This window comes from Patiriisocius sp. 208BN25-11, assembly GCF_058147145.1.
The window spans coordinates 82,827-97,470 of sequence record NZ_JBYVJY010000013.1; the positions used below are offsets into that span (position 1 = coordinate 82,827).

Annotated in this window: 16 protein-coding genes; 5 read left to right on the forward strand and 11 right to left on the reverse strand. The window is 37.2% G+C overall.

Translation table 11 applies throughout. The annotated features are described in order from the left end of the window. Positions 1-60 precede the first annotated feature (60 nt). From gldD to mutY, 4 genes are all read right to left on the reverse strand, one after another. The gene (gldD, locus tag ACY2RS_RS13550; RefSeq protein ID WP_490099208.1) at positions 61-612 is read right to left on the reverse strand and encodes a gliding motility lipoprotein GldD; all 552 of its coding nucleotides are present in this window, start codon (positions 610-612) and stop codon (positions 61-63) included. Continuing rightward, complete coding sequence (locus ACY2RS_RS13555; RefSeq protein WP_490099209.1) at positions 609-1,937, reverse strand: gliding motility-associated protein GldE; 1,329 nt, start codon at positions 1,935-1,937, stop codon at positions 609-611. The genes gldD and ACY2RS_RS13555 overlap by 4 nt, the downstream gene beginning before the upstream one ends. 20 nt (positions 1,938-1,957) lie before the next feature. Continuing rightward, positions 1,958-2,413 (reverse strand): single-stranded DNA-binding protein, encoded by a 456-nt coding sequence (locus ACY2RS_RS13560; RefSeq protein WP_490099210.1) that lies wholly within the window; start codon positions 2,411-2,413, stop codon positions 1,958-1,960. Positions 2,414-2,476: 63 nt separating this feature from the next. Beyond that, entirely contained in the window at positions 2,477-3,541 is a 1,065-nt protein-coding gene (gene mutY / locus ACY2RS_RS13565) for an A/G-specific adenine glycosylase (protein WP_490099211.1), read from the reverse strand. 124 nt (positions 3,542-3,665) lie between these two features. On the opposite strand from mutY, the gene ACY2RS_RS13570 reads away from it, so the two are divergent. The 3 genes from ACY2RS_RS13570 to ACY2RS_RS13580 all read left to right on the forward strand — a co-directional run bounded on the left by ACY2RS_RS13570 (position 3,666) and on the right by ACY2RS_RS13580 (position 6,545). Further along, on the forward strand, positions 3,666-3,956 hold the full coding sequence (locus tag ACY2RS_RS13570; RefSeq protein ID WP_490099212.1) for an HU family DNA-binding protein: 291 nt from the start codon (positions 3,666-3,668) through the stop codon (positions 3,954-3,956). Between the two features lie 386 nt (positions 3,957-4,342). Further along, the gene (locus ACY2RS_RS13575) at positions 4,343-5,884 is read left to right on the forward strand and encodes an Rne/Rng family ribonuclease (protein WP_490099213.1); all 1,542 of its coding nucleotides are present in this window, start codon (positions 4,343-4,345) and stop codon (positions 5,882-5,884) included. Positions 5,885-6,065: 181 nt separating this feature from the next. Further along, entirely contained in the window at positions 6,066-6,545 is a 480-nt protein-coding gene (locus ACY2RS_RS13580) for a regulatory protein RecX (protein WP_490099214.1), read from the forward strand. Here ACY2RS_RS13580 and ACY2RS_RS13585 read toward each other — a convergent pair. From ACY2RS_RS13585 to ACY2RS_RS13600, 4 genes are all read right to left on the reverse strand, one after another. Further along, the gene (locus ACY2RS_RS13585; protein ID WP_490099215.1) at positions 6,535-7,074 is read right to left on the reverse strand and encodes a DUF6646 family protein; all 540 of its coding nucleotides are present in this window, start codon (positions 7,072-7,074) and stop codon (positions 6,535-6,537) included. The genes ACY2RS_RS13580 and ACY2RS_RS13585 overlap by 11 nt on opposite strands. Positions 7,075-7,126: 52 nt before the next feature. Beyond that, entirely contained in the window at positions 7,127-7,783 is a 657-nt protein-coding gene (locus tag ACY2RS_RS13590) for a fibronectin type III domain-containing protein (protein WP_490099216.1), read from the reverse strand. Between the two features lie 64 nt (positions 7,784-7,847). Continuing rightward, the gene (gene bioB, locus ACY2RS_RS13595) at positions 7,848-8,936 is read right to left on the reverse strand and encodes a biotin synthase BioB (RefSeq protein ID WP_490099217.1); all 1,089 of its coding nucleotides are present in this window, start codon (positions 8,934-8,936) and stop codon (positions 7,848-7,850) included. Positions 8,937-8,967: 31 nt separating this feature from the next. Beyond that, positions 8,968-10,125 (reverse strand): beta-ketoacyl synthase N-terminal-like domain-containing protein, encoded by a 1,158-nt coding sequence (locus tag ACY2RS_RS13600; protein ID WP_490099218.1) that lies wholly within the window; start codon positions 10,123-10,125, stop codon positions 8,968-8,970. A gap of 65 nt (positions 10,126-10,190) precedes the next feature. Here ACY2RS_RS13600 and ACY2RS_RS13605 point away from each other — a divergent pair, with 65 nt between their 5' ends. Continuing rightward, positions 10,191-10,628: a cytochrome c oxidase assembly factor Coa1 family protein gene (locus ACY2RS_RS13605; protein ID WP_490099219.1), complete on the forward strand. Its 438-nt coding sequence runs from the start codon at positions 10,191-10,193 to the stop codon at positions 10,626-10,628. On the opposite strand, the gene bioA is transcribed toward ACY2RS_RS13605, so the two are convergent. The 3 genes from bioA to ACY2RS_RS13620 form a co-directional block, all read right to left on the reverse strand. Then, positions 10,625-11,893 carry an adenosylmethionine--8-amino-7-oxononanoate transaminase gene (gene bioA / locus ACY2RS_RS13610; protein WP_490099220.1) on the reverse strand — a complete coding sequence of 423 codons (1,269 nt, stop codon included), beginning with the start codon at positions 11,891-11,893 and terminating at the stop codon, positions 10,625-10,627. The two genes, ACY2RS_RS13605 and bioA, sit on opposite strands and share 4 nt — an antisense overlap. 268 nt (positions 11,894-12,161) lie before the next feature. Next, a complete protein-coding gene (gene bioD / locus ACY2RS_RS13615) occupies positions 12,162-12,791 on the reverse strand; it encodes a dethiobiotin synthase (protein ID WP_490099221.1) in 630 nt (209 codons plus the stop codon). 156 nt (positions 12,792-12,947) lie between these two features. Beyond that, a complete protein-coding gene (locus ACY2RS_RS13620; RefSeq protein WP_490099222.1) occupies positions 12,948-14,108 on the reverse strand; it encodes an aminotransferase class I/II-fold pyridoxal phosphate-dependent enzyme in 1,161 nt (386 codons plus the stop codon). A 57-nt stretch (positions 14,109-14,165) separates the two neighbouring features. On the opposite strand from ACY2RS_RS13620, the gene ACY2RS_RS13625 reads away from it, so the two are divergent. Then, positions 14,166-14,384 carry a hypothetical protein gene (locus ACY2RS_RS13625; protein ID WP_490099223.1) on the forward strand — a complete coding sequence of 73 codons (219 nt, stop codon included), beginning with the start codon at positions 14,166-14,168 and terminating at the stop codon, positions 14,382-14,384. The last annotated feature ends 260 nt before the right edge of the window (positions 14,385-14,644 follow it).

The following is a 14,644-nucleotide window of genomic DNA, read 5'->3' on the forward strand; positions in this document are numbered from 1 at the left end:
ACACATCTTCAAATCATCTAATCGATCATTCGTCATTCATCATTTGAAATTCGTTATTCGTTATTGCCACTGCAAGGTTTCCATAAGATGCATAATATCTTCTCGAAGGTACACTACAGCAGGATAAATAGAATCGAAGTTGGGCTTGGCGTTAAAATACAGAGAACCTGTAATAAAATTTTGAACACTATCGGTAAGGTAAAAATGCGATTGAGATGCTGCATCACCATTGATGCTGTAAAAAATTCCGTAGGTCTTATGTTCTGGATTTACAAATAGCTTTTCTGGAATACTGTTCGCTTTGATATCGTGATTATACGCAAGCTTTTGAGCATCATACAACAAAGAATCTAAATTGTTGTTTTGCACTTTTTGATAGGTCATATATACCGCAGCATTCATTTTTGGGTAGTTTACTTTAGTTCCACAATTTCGGGTAGGAATTGAGGTAGCTTCTTGATTCATGTCAAAGTTATACGCGCAATCCGTATTCGATTTTTTATAGACAGGCTCAGGATAATCAAGACGTAATTTTGCGTTGGGCTTAATAAGCACATCATCATTACAGGCAAGCAACAACGTACAGCTCAAAAAAAGAATGAATAGTCTCATGAAGGATCTGGAAGTATCGATAGTTTTATTTGTTTTATACGTTTGTTTTCGAAAGCTTCAATAGTAAACGAATAGTTATGATAACTTAGTATTTCATGCTGCTTCGGAAATCCTTTTGAAATTTCTAACAAAAACCCCGCGACCGTCTCAGCTTCTCCTTTATGTTCTTCAAAAACTGCTGGATCCTCTAGGCCAATGACTCTATAAAAATCTTTTAAAGGTGTCTTTCCTTCAAACACATAGTTGTTTTCATCGAGCTTCGAAAACACCAAGTCTTCATCATCAAACTCGTCGCTAATATCACCCACAATTTCTTCAATGATATCTTCTAATGAAATGAGCCCACTTGTACCTCCATATTCATCTACCACAATGGCTAAGTGCATTTTCATTTTCTTGAACTCATTGAGCAAATCGTCAAGTTTCTTATTCTCAGGCACAAAATAAGGTTCTCGTAATAGGGTATTCCAATCTAAGGTCTTGCATTCTATATGCGGAATTAAATCTTTTACATACAAGATCCCCGTTATAGTATCTACATTGTCTTTAAAAACTGGAATCCTTGAATATCCCTTTTCGATAATTACGGGTAAAATCTCTTTATAGGATAGGTCTTCTGCTAAAGCAAAGATGTCCATCCTATTCTTCATCACCTGTTTTGCATCTGTATTTCCAAAAGTCACAATCCCTTGAAGGATTTTATGTTCTTCAGTTGTTGTATCTGTTTCGTCGGTAAGCTCTAGTGCTTGCGACAATTGATCTACAGAAATATTAGATTTCTGTTTCCCAAAACGTTCTTGAATTTTAATAGTAATTGCTCGCATAGGAATACTTAAGGGAGCAAAGAGCACATCTAATACTTTTAAAGGAAATGCCATAAACGATGCAAACTGAACACTATTTCTACTTGCATATATCTTAGGCAAAATCTCGCCAAATAACAATATCAAAAAGGTAACTACCCCTACTTCAATAACAAACCGGAGGTTAATCCCAAAATACACTTGATTTAAATCGGCAAACCAAACTTGTCCTAAGGCATCAAACAAAAGAACAATGGCAATATTTATAAAATTATTGGCTACTAAAATAGTAGCTAACAACTTTTTTGGTTTCTGTAATAATTGAGAAACAATCTTAATTTTTTTGGAGACTCCTTTTTGTTCTTCATCTTCTATGACAGCTGGAGTTAAGGTAAAAAAAGCCACTTCGGCTCCAGAAATAAGGGCAGAACAGAGTAATAACAAAAGTAAAACAACAAGACTAACACTATGGGTCAGATCCATAAGAGTTAAAAACAAAAGACTAGGAGGTTCTATATCCACAGGGTTCTGTATTGGTTTAATTAGAAGGGCAAATCATCCTCTTCTACTTGCGGTTGTTGTGGTTGCGCCGGACTTGTCGCTTGAGTTGGCTGCGAAGTTTGTTGTTGTATTTGTGGTGATGTTGGCATACCACCTTCTGTTTTCGGAGTTAAAAAAGTGAAATCTGTGCACTGAATTTCAGTGCTGTAACGATCCATACCTTTATCATCTTGCCATTTGCGGGTTTTAAGACGCCCTTCAATGTACACTTTATCTCCTTTTTTAAGGTATTTCTCACATATTTCGGCAGCCTTATTTCGCACTACAATATTGTGCCATTCGGTGTTATTTACACGCTCTCCAGTAGTACGATTGGTATAGGTTTCATTGGTTGCCAAAGGAAAACGACCAATACTATTGCCTCCTTCAAAATAATGCATTTTTACTTCATCACCCGTATGTCCAATTAACATTACTTTATTTAACGTGCCGCTCATTTTTTCTGAAATTTAAAGTTACAAAGGTAGCTTTTGCAAAATAAATATACTCAAAAAAACCATTTAATTGAAGCCGCCAAAGCTTGAAATAAAGTTACTTATCAACACTGGCACCGCAAACTCATGAATTGCTTCAATAGCAACACCATTACTAAGTTCGTTTTTAGTTGTAGCAATCCAAAAACGGGTATGTAAATGTTGGTGCGATAGTTTATGAATCACCGATTTTTCTTCAAACAATGTCAGCTCATTTAGGTTGTATTCTTCGGAAATGTTAGCAAACAAGGCCTCATTACGTAACCCATCCATTGCTACTTCCTTTTCGGTTTCTACCAATGGAAACTCATACAATTGCTGCCAAATTCCTTTTTGAGTACGTTGCTGAAGAACTGTTTTATTTGTTTCAGAAAGAATCACGATATAATTAAAGTAACGCTTTTTTACTTTTAACTTTTTAAGTTTCACAGGAAGTGCTCCTACCTGTTTATTTTTATAGGCTTCACATCGATCATTGAAAATGCAAGCACCACAATCTGGATTTTGCGGCACACAATACCGTGCTCCAAATTCCATCACTGCTTGGTTGTGTGTTCCTGGTCTGCTTTCATCCAAAAGTGCTTGCGCCAATGCTTTAAATTCTTTAATTCCTTGGGTACTATTAATAGGAGTAGCAATCCCGAAGATGCGAGACAATACTCGGTATACATTCCCGTCTACAACAGCTGTAGGTAAATCAAAACAAATAGACCCAATGGCACTTGCAGTATAATCGCCCACTCCTTTTAGCACCAACAGTCCTTTATGGGTGTCTGGAAAAACTCCATCACATGCTGATACAACATATTTTGCAGCAGTATGTAAATTTCTTGCACGAGAATAATAGCCCAAGCCCTGCCACAATTTTAACACTTGTTCTTGGGGTGCATTTGCCAGTGCTTTTACGTCTGGAAATGTCTCTGTAAAAGCAAAATAATAGGGGGTTCCTTGTGCAACTCGCGTTTGTTGTAAAATAATCTCAGACAACCAAATGTGATACGGGTTTTTGGTCGCTCTCCAAGGTAGCTCTCGTTTATTCTCTAAGTACCAATCAATGAGTTTTTTAGCAAAAAAATCCAAGGTTTCTGTCATATCACAAAGGTAGCTTTTATGTATTTATATTTTAATGCATTACGTTTTGATTTATTGATTTTAAAATTGTTATATTTGCGCTCTTGAAAAAAATTGAATAATTACATTAAAAAAAAAGATACACATGACGAAAGCAGATATCGTAGCAAAAATTTCTGAGAAACTAGGAATGGAAAAAGGAGATGTTCAAGCTACTGTTGAAACATTTATGAGCGAGGTTAAAACTTCATTAGAAAGTGGAGATAACGTATACCTTAGAGGTTTTGGAAGCTTTATTATCAAGACTAGAGCAGAAAAAACAGGTCGTAACATTTCAAAAAATACTACGATTAAAATACCAGCACACAACATTCCAGCATTTAAGCCGGCAAAAGTATTTGTTGAAGGTGTTAAAACTAACGTTGAAGTAAAATAATATTAATTGCCTCGTTTCACAGCGAGGCACCATAAAACTATCAAATATGCCAAGTGGTAAAAAAAGAAAAAGACATAAGGTAGCTACGCATAAGCGTAAGAAGAGAAGACGCGCTAACCGTCACAAGAAAAAGTAGTTCTAAACTACTTTTTTCTTTTAAGTAGCTATGTGGTTTTCAATAATGCCACATAGATTCGTTCTTTGAAAATGAAATATTAGTACTACCGACTACCTGTTTAGGCTAGTATTTCAACGGGTTTTTCTGAAATTTTAGGCAACTAATATTTCAGAAGTACAAAAAAACCTGTGACAATTATTGTTTAATCCATCTGTTGGAAGCAATGGCAATAGTGCCTTTGTCTAAAACGGATATAAATTAATGTAACGTGAACTACGAATTATTTATTAGATCCAGTTCACAAGAAGTTGATTTTGCTCTTTTAAAAGATGGAAGACTCATCGAGCTAAACAAAGAAGAAGAGGCAAACAATTTTGCAGTTGGAGATGTATTTCTCGCTAAAATTCGCAAAACTGTGCCAGGTCTTAACGCCGCATTTGTCAATGTTGGTTATGAAAAAGATGGTTTTTTACACTATCACGATCTAGGACCTAAAGTAGCTTCTTTGTTGAAGTTTGTAAAACGTGTAAGCACAGGTAAACTTAAAGAGTATTCTTTAAAAGATTTCCCATTTGAAAAGGAGATTGATAAAAATGGAGGCATTAACAATGCTATTAAATCCAATCAATCTATTCTGGTACAAGTAGTAAAAGAACCCATTTCTACAAAAGGACCTCGTATAAGCAGTGAGCTATCCATAGCTGGCCGCTATATTGTGTTGGTTCCTTTTTCAGATCGAATTTCTGTTTCTCAAAAAATAGAAAGTCGTGAAGAAAAAGATAGGTTAAAACGCTTAATTACAAGCATAAGACCTAAAGGATTTGGCGTTATTATACGCACTGTAGCAGAAGGCAAAAAAGTAGCAGAACTGGATAAAGATTTACAAAATCTAGTAGATCGCTGGACAGCGATGTGCAAAAAGCTACAAGGGGCGCACCACCCAAGTAAGGTGCTAAGTGAGTTAAATAGAGGAGCTTCTATGATACGAGACGTTTTTAACGATCAATTCTCGGCCATTCATATTGACGACGAAACACTCTATTTACAAATAAAAGATTACGTGCAAGAAATTGCACCTGGTAAAGAAAGTATCGTTAAATTATATGACTCGAAAGTACCTATGTATGAAAAACATGGTATTGAGAGACAAATAAAAACTAGCTTTGGTAGAACCGTTTCTGGTACCAAAGGAACCTATTTGGTGATTGAACACACAGAAGCCATGCACGTTATAGACGTAAACAGTGGTAACCGTAGTAACAAAAGCAAGAACCAAGAAGATACTGCCCTAGAAGTAAATATGATTGCTGCCAGTGAGGTAGCAAGACAATTACGCTTAAGGGATATGGGAGGAATTATTGTGATAGACTTTATAGACATGGGCAACGCTGCCAATAGAAAAAAGTTATTTGATCATCTTAGAACAGAAATGAAAGATGACAGAGCCAAACACAAAATACTACCCCCAAGTAAATTTGGGTTGATACAAATTACCCGCCAACGCGTTAGGCCAGAAATGAATATCAAAACACGTGAAGATGCCCCTGGAGGTGAAAACGGTGAGATAGAAGCGCCAATCGTTGTGGTACAAAAGATTACCGAAGAGTTAAAAAGACTCTTCAACAAAGACTATAAAAATGTGACTTTAAGTACACATCCTTTTATAGCAGCCTTTTTAACCAAAGGTTTTCCATCGATGCGCCATAAGTGGTTTATGGAGCATAAAAAATGGGTGAAAATACAACCAAGAGATGCTTACACGTATCTAGAATATCACTTCTTTGACAAAAGTGGTAACAAGATTAAATAACCATAACCCTCTGGAGCTTTAGCGAAAGAGGGTTTTTTAGTATCAGGTGGTAGCTAATAGGACGTGCTTCGCACTTGTAGGACGCTTCGCTTTTAGGAGATTGTCTACTACCACCTACCAGCAACGAAGTTGCGTCCTACCAACTAACAACTATATTTAAATTGTATTTTTGATATTTACAATGAACACCGCCCACAAAACATATACCATAGAAGAAGCAAAAAGACGCTTAGAAAAGTACTGTGCCTATCAAGAGCGTTGTCACCAAGATGTGACCAAAAAGCTACGGGAAATGCGCATGATCCCGCAGGCTATTGATGAAATTATTGGGCACTTATTACAACACAATTTCTTAAACGAAACAAGGTTTGCTCAAGCTTTTGCGCGAGGAAAATTTAGACAAAAAAAGTGGGGTAAAAATAGAATTACGCAAGAACTTAAAATGCGTAAAATTTCAGCATATAACCTTAAACTAGCCCTCAAAGAAATTCCTGAGAACGAATACTACGACACCTTTGAGGCCTTATTTGAAAAAAGAGTAGCACAACTTAGCACAGAAACAAACGCTCAAAAAAAACGCAAAAAAATAGCAGATTACCTCCTATATCGCGGATGGGAATCTGCTATGATTTTCGAGAAAATTCGGGAGCTTAAATATTAAACGAAGCTCCTATAGTAACATTAAATTGGTTGTTTAATTCTTTACGCAACGATTGTGGTACTGTGTAATCATCAGCATCTTTATACCTAGCAATAGGTAAATTAAATTCACCAAACACCCCAAAGCCACTTGTAAAGAAGTAACGTACTCCTGTATGAGCACCAAAGTTTTTTAATCCTAAATCTAGTCCAGGGTACAGATCAAAGTTTTCAGAAATATTTAATACATTACTTAAGTTCGCATTAAAACGAGCACGAACATCAAACCTGTCTGTAAAGTTTGGGTCTTCGTATGGACCAAAAACAGTTGGCGTTAACATGGAATATTCTTCAACTCCTAACAAATAAATTCCTTTGACACCTACAGAGATGTTTTCGCCTAATCCATAATCTAATGTCGCTGCAATTCCAGTACCATCTGCTTGAATATTTGCACCTACACCAAACTTAATATCTCCTGCTCCAGAATAAGCTTGTGAGAAGGCAATCGTTGCACATAAAAGTAATACTACTGTAAAAAGGTTTTTCATAATTTCTGAAATTTTAGTTATTCAAAGGTATTAGAATTCTTAAAAAAATGGCTTAGTTAGGGATCAAAACTAAAGGTCCTGCAAAATTGCTAAACCCATCAGATCCGCAATTGGCTTGTACGTAAAACTCATACGCCGCTCCCGATTGTAAATTACTAACGGTAATGTCTGTGTCTGAAGTATTAATCTCGGTACCTGTTCCTAAATCAAATCCTGAAAGTCCGTATTCTACTCTCCAAGCTGTTTCTGAGTTTGTATCCCAATACACAAACACACGTCCCGGAACCGATGATGTATCACCATCTAAGAACAATGGCACATTACAGTCATCTCCATTTCCAGCTGGTTGAGAGTTGTCTGCTTCTGTAGTAAATGAGTAGGGTCCTGCTAGTGCCGATGTAGCACCATCTGTACATCGAACAGATACATAAAACTGATAATTGGTCTCAAACTGCAATCCAGATATATTCACAAAATTATTTGCGGTTTGTATTTTGGTTCCAGATCCAACAGTAAAGTTTAACACACCATACTCCACATTATAAATAGAAAATGCATCGTTTGTTTGACCCCAAGATAATGAGGCTTCATTTTCATTAAAAATTTCGGCATTTAAGCTTACTGGGGCATTGCATGTAACACCTTCGTCATCAGACTCACAAGAAGCAATAAAAAAGCTTAAAAAAACAAGTATTAGTGATTTTTTCATTTCAATATTTAATTAAATCGGCTGCGAAAATAATCATAATATCATGAAAATGAAGCATGTTTTATTACAATTTAGCCTTGGCTTTTGCTTCTTCGTTACGCTCAATTTTATGATCTGGACGTGTCCATTTTGGCTTTTCACCTTGGTCTTTGTATTTAGAATATTGTGCTTCTACAGATTCAGGTTGTGCCTTTTTCACAAAAGGTTTCATGGGTTCTAAGCCTAGCATCTCAAACATTTTCATGTCTTCATTTACGTCTGGATTAGGTGTCGTTAACAGTTTATCTCCTGCAAAAATAGAATTGGCACCTGCAAAGAAACACATGGCTTGTCCTTCACGAGACATTTGTGTTCTTCCTGCAGACAAACGCACTTGGGTATTTGGTAAGACAATACGCGTCGTAGCAACCATACGAATCATTTCCCATATAGAAACAGGTTCAATTTCTTCCATAGGAGTTCCCTCTACAGGTACTAAGGCATTGATAGGTGTACTTTCTGGTTGCGGACTCAAATGCGCCAATGCAACCAACATTCCGGCTCTATCCTCAATGGCTTCTCCCATTCCAATAATACCTCCACTACACACAGTAACATTGGTTTTACGAACATTATCAATGGTATCTAATCGATCTTGAAAAGCTCGAGTAGAAATTACATCTTTGTAATAATCTTCACTGGTATCTAGGTTGTGGTTATAGGCATATAAACCAGCTTCAGCGAGACGTTGTGCTTGGTTTTCAGTAATCATACCCAACGTACAACACACTTCCATGTCTAGTTTGTTGATGGTACGTACCATTTCTAATACATTGTCAAATTCTGGCCCGTCTTTAACATTTCGCCAAGCAGCTCCCATACATACACGTGAACTTCCGCTAGATTTAGCTCTCAATGCCTGCGCTTTTACCTGCTGCACACTCATTAAATCATTCCCTTCAATGTCTGTGTGGTATCTAGCAGCTTGCGGACAATAGCCACAATCTTCTGGACAACCGCCAGTTTTAATAGAAAGTAAGGTAGAAACCTGTACTTGATTTGGGTTATGATTTGCTCTATGTACTGTAGCAGCTTCGTATAAAAGCTCCATCATAGGCTTGTTATAAATTGCTAAAATTTCTTCTTTAGTCCAATTGTGTTTTGTCTCCATCATAATTCAAAAATAGGGATTTTTTTTTGTCGTTTTAAGGCTTTTTTAGAATAATACTCACGGCATTTCCCCCAAACCCTACTGCGTTTACTAGTATTGTTTTTAACGCAGGTGGCAGGTGTCTAGCATTTCCGAAGAAAGGATTCTCAACAAATGTATTATATGTTAACATCTGAATGGCCATCTCTATGCTTAGCATTCCGCTTGCAGCAAAAGTGTGACCCACCATCCATTTATTAGAGGTGAGTAAAGGCAACTGTTTTCCAAAAATTGCATCGATGGCATTCTTTTCTGCAACATCGCCCTTTACCGTTCCTGGGGCGTGCATCACGACAGCATCTACCGTATCGATACCTGCTTTTTTTAAAGCCATCTTCATGGAGGTCTGGAAACAGGTTGCATGTTCACTAATAGAACTATTGTGCGCTAATGTTTCAGAACCAAACCCATATCCTTTAATAATGGCTTTGGTGTTTTCTGAAATTCCCTTTTCCAACACTGCTACCGCTGCACCTTCTCCCAAAACCATGGTGTTTTTGGTTTTCTGAAAACGCATCGACTCACAAGCCATTTTATTTTTAGACTGTGTGTATAACTTTAAGGCTTGCATTTGAGCGATGGTAAAAGGCGTTAATGCTGCCTCACTCCCTCCTACCAAAAAAGTATCTGCCATTCCTGCTTGTAACCAAGCCATCCCGTTTAACAAGGCGTGCATTGCTGTAGAACAAGTTACAGATTGCTCTATCTGTATGCCGTGGGTCCCTAATTCTTGTGCCACCCATGATGAGATATTCCCCAAAGTGGTGGTAGGTGATGTGTAAGGAGACACCTTGCCTGTTGCGGCAAAAGCAGTATGGTATTTCTCGAATAAAGATGTTGCACCTCGTGACGAACCGATATTTATTCCTGTGTTTTTCTTCGGAAATGTGAGACCCTCAACTGCTTTCTTTGAAACCAAGATCGCTAACAAAACAGATCTGTCTAGGTTTTTATAACTTGGGTTTGTTGTCTGTAATGCGTTTAGTTCTTGTTCTATTTCGGCAGTAGCTTTTGAAACAAAAAAATCTTGCTCGCCCATTATTTCTTCCACAAATAAAGGTTGTTTGGAGCGATACCTCTCCCATACACGTTGTGGCGTGTTTCCAAGAGCAGAAACCGAAGCAATAGAAGAAATAGTAATAAGATCTTGCAAGATGTTGTATTTTTAAGCAAAAATAACGCTTCTTACTTTTGTAACGGCAGCAAAATCTCAAAGAAATGGAAGAAAATACAGTACAAAAAAGCTGGTGGAGTCGTAATTGGAAATGGGCAGTACCTGTGGGTGGTTGCTTGACCATGATTATTCTCTTCATTGCCTTTGCTGGGACACTTTTTGTAGGAATCACTTCTATTATGAAAGATAGCGCAGCCTTTAACGATGCGTTAAAAAAGGTAAAAGACAATCCAGAACTTATCGCCATACTTGGTGAACCCATTGAAGAAAATGGAATGACCAGTGGTGGTATTAACTATGATAACGGACTAAAAACAGCCGAGCTTACCATTCCTATCAAAGGGCCAAAAGGAGAAGCAAGCATACGTGTAGAAGGTGAAGGTGTGGGGGATACTTGGACCTATCAAGTCATGAAAGTCTTTATAGCAAATAGTGATACTGTGATTGATTTACTGGAAGAAGAGAAAAAGCGCATTGACTAACGGTACACTTCGAGCATTTCTTCAAGAGTGCTGTATATCTTTTTTAATTCTGTTTCGGTAATCACGTACGGTGGTAACACATATACTGTATTTCCTAGAGGTCTTAATGCGACACCTCGATCCATAAAAAATTGGTAGAGTTCGTCTCTTAAATTTCCGTATCGTTCCATTGTTATGGCCAAATCGATCGCTAAGACAACTCCTTTGCAACGTACTTCCTTTACAGCTGGATTTTCTGAAATTTTAGTAGCGAAGGATTGATGTGCTTTTGCAATAAAGTCTCGTTGTTTTAAAATTTCCGAAGAAGTTAATAATTCAATACTTGCAATAGCAGCTGCGCAACCAATGGGGTGTGCACTAAAAGTATGCGCATGAAAAAAGCCTTTGTGCACTTCTTCACTTAAAAAGCCATCAAAAATAGCTTGGGAACAACTGGTTATACTTAATGGAAACATCCCAGCAGTGAGCGCTTTGCTCAAGCACATAATGTCGGGTTTGTTTTCTAATTGCTCAACGGCAAAGTTGGTGCCTGTTTTTCCAAAACCAGTCATGATTTCGTCGGCAATACAAATGACATCCTGTTCTTGACAAAGTGCTAGTAAGGCATCCAAACCTTTGGCTTCATGAAATTTCATTCCTGCTGCTCCTTGAACCAAGGGTTCAAAAATGAATGCTGCACAGTTATTTTCTTGGATGATAATTTGGAGCTTCTCAAGTACTTCGTTTAAATTATCCGTCTGAGGTGTTGGAATGCGTTTTACGCTGAGCAATAAATCTTCAAAAGGAGCATTGTACGAAGCAATTCCTGAAGCACTCATCGCTGCAAAAGTATCTCCATGAAAGCCATCTTCAAAGGCTATTAAGGTATCTCTTTTATCACCTTTGTTGTGATGAAATTGAATGGCCATTTTAATAGCTGCTTCCACTGCGGTAGATCCATTGTCATTAAAAAAAACCTTTTGCTGATTGTTGGGAAGTATCTCCAACAACGCTTCAGAAAGCCGTACTGCAGGCGCATGTGTAAAGCCACTAAACATGACAAAATCTAAATCCTGCATTTGCTGTGTCATAGCAGCTATAATATGGGGATTGCAATGCCCAAAGATAGCGGTGTACCATGATGCAATTCCATCAATATAGGCATTACCATGTTCATCAAACAAAAGTGCATCTTTTGCTTTTATAATGCCAACAGGCGGTCTTGCTGTTTGGTGTTGGGTAAGCGGGTGCCAGATATTTTGTTTATCTTTTTGGTGTAGTTTCATTGTCAGCCTGAGCCTGTCGAAGGCTTTTTAGTTTCATACAAATGTAGCTAAACATCCCCCTAGCCCCCTTCAAAGGGGGAATTATTTTGTTACTTTAATTAAAACACTTTATGAGAGGAACCAAGAGACAAGACATCTTGATTTTTTTTCTTGGTTCTTGATTCTCTCTACCTATCCATTTTCAAATGAAAACATCTTCAAATTGTTTCATCAAAAAAATCTTGGTTCTTGAATCTTGACTCCTTTTTAAGGCTTTTTCTTAAAGCTATTAGTCTATAGCTTCGAGACGAACCTTTAAGTGAGACGCATACTCACTCACCACATTTTGATCAAAATAAGGTTCTTCATCAATACGACCTAGGATAGGCACGCCGCTCATTTTTGCGATGATAGCTTCTGTGGTTGGATGCTCAGCACCACTGAAAATAATACCGGCTATATCTAATTTTCTTGCTTTTAAGGCTTCAATAGTTAATAAGGTGTGATTAATACTTCCTAAATAATGACGAGACACCACTATCACTTTGTCTAATGACTGTATGAGATCTATAATGGTTTCGGTGTCGTTAAGGGGAACAAGTAATCCGCCAGCGCCTTCTATCACTAGCCTATTTCTTATCTTCGGACGTGCTATTTTTTTTGCTGAAATAGTAACTCCATCAATACTTGCTGCGGCATGCGGACTCATGGGTGTTTCCAGATTGAATGCAGATGGATGAAATACCGTTTGTGAATTTGAAACAAACTGTTGCACTTTATGTGTATCACTATGGTCAAGTTCTCCTGCTTGAACTGGCTTCCAATAATCTGCTTCTAGTGCTTCTGTAACGATAGCAGAAACAACAGTTTTACCAACTTCTGTAGAAATTCCTGTGATGAAATAGGTTTGGTTTTTCATGTAAAATAAAAATTGTCAGCCTGTCCCGAAACTTCGGAAGTCGAAGGCCTTTTAAATCAATACAAATGTAGCTAAACATCCCCATATCCCTCCCGTTTTAATAACGGGACAGGCTCTTCAAAAGGGGAATTATTGTCTGCTTTTAACGAAAATTGTTTAAAACTCACTTTCTAGGCTTCTTATAAGACTTATGATTTCCTCTTCTGTATTGAAGCTATGTATACATATACGTAAACGCTCCGCTCCTTTTGGGACTGTAGGTGAGAGGATTGGTTTTACATCAAAGCCATGTTTTTGTAGTGCTTCTGAAATTTTCTTGGTGTTGTTATTGCCTCCTATCACACAACTATGAATCGCAGACTGACTAGGAATAAAATGAGATCGCAATCCTGTTGTCGTTAGTTCTTTTTGTAATATTGCAATATTACTTTTTAAATCTATACTACATTTATTCGAAGCCTTTAATATCTCATACGCCGCATGTATGGTGGCGATGCTATGCGGTGGTAAGCCTGTAGTATATATAAAGCTTCTTGAAAAATTTACGAGGTATTGTTTTAAGGCATCACTTCCAAGAACTGCTGCTCCATGACATCCTAGTGCTTTACCAAAGGTAACAATGCGAGCAAAAATTTGATCTGCTAGTCCTAATTCTTGAACAAGTCCTTCTCCATGATTCCCAAATACACCCAATGCATGCGCTTCATCAATAATGAGCTGTGCTTTGTAGGTTTTGCAAAGCGCAACTAATGCCTTGAGATCTGGTTGATCGCCATCCATGGAGAAGATGGATTCTGTTACAATATATATTTCAGAATCAATAGTTCTCGTCCCGACAGGTTTCGGGAGCGCTCGAACGGACAACAATTCTTCAATTGCTACTAAATTATTATGCCTGAACTTATATGCTTTGGCGTTGCTCATTTTTATTCCATCCCGAATGGAAGCGTGGCACAATGCATCGTATAAAATAACATCTCCTCGTTGCGGAACACTGCCAAAGAAACCTATATTAGCATCATAGCCACTATTAAAAATGAGTGCGCTTTCTGTTTTATGAAAAGCTGCTATTTGTTGTTCAGTTTCTTGATATAGGGAATGATTTCCAGATAATAATCGAGATCCTGTTGCCCCATTAACCTCAAGGTTGTGGTTTTTTAAAATTTCCGAAGCCTTAGAAAATATTTTCTTTGAAGTACTAAAACCCAGATAATCATTGCTAGAAAAGTCGATGAGATTGTTAGGTACTCCAAGTGTTCGCAACGAATTAGCATTGATACGATTTTTTAATTTCTCCTGAAGCTTTTTTGGTAGCATGCATCAAAGATACAGAAGCTAAAAATAAGGTTGGAAAGATTTTTTTTAAATTTAATTATGAAAACGAAAATGATCATATGCATCGCATTCTTAACAACAACTGTATCTAGGCTAGCACAAGAACTAACAAAAGACATGTATTTAGCCATCAAAAATGATAGTACCTCAGCGCTTAAAAGTGAGCTGCAAGAAGATGCCTTAAACAACTGTTATACTATTAAAGGGACCTCTTATGGTTTGTTAACATTAAGTGCCAAAGCAGGTGCAATAAAATGATTTGATATGCTCCAAAATATAGCCATTTAGAAATGGTAAAAAACTGGTGGTTGCAGGAGCAGATACTACATATAGCAATAAAGGAAAAACAGCTTTAGATTATGCTAAGAAGTATGAGCATGCAACTATTGTTAGGTATTTAAATTCACTATAAAATTGTATTCATAAAAAACATCAAACTTCTTTTTGATTGTCCGTAAACACTCATAATTGATAATTATTTTGTATTTTAGATTAAAATAATGGATATGAATATATTT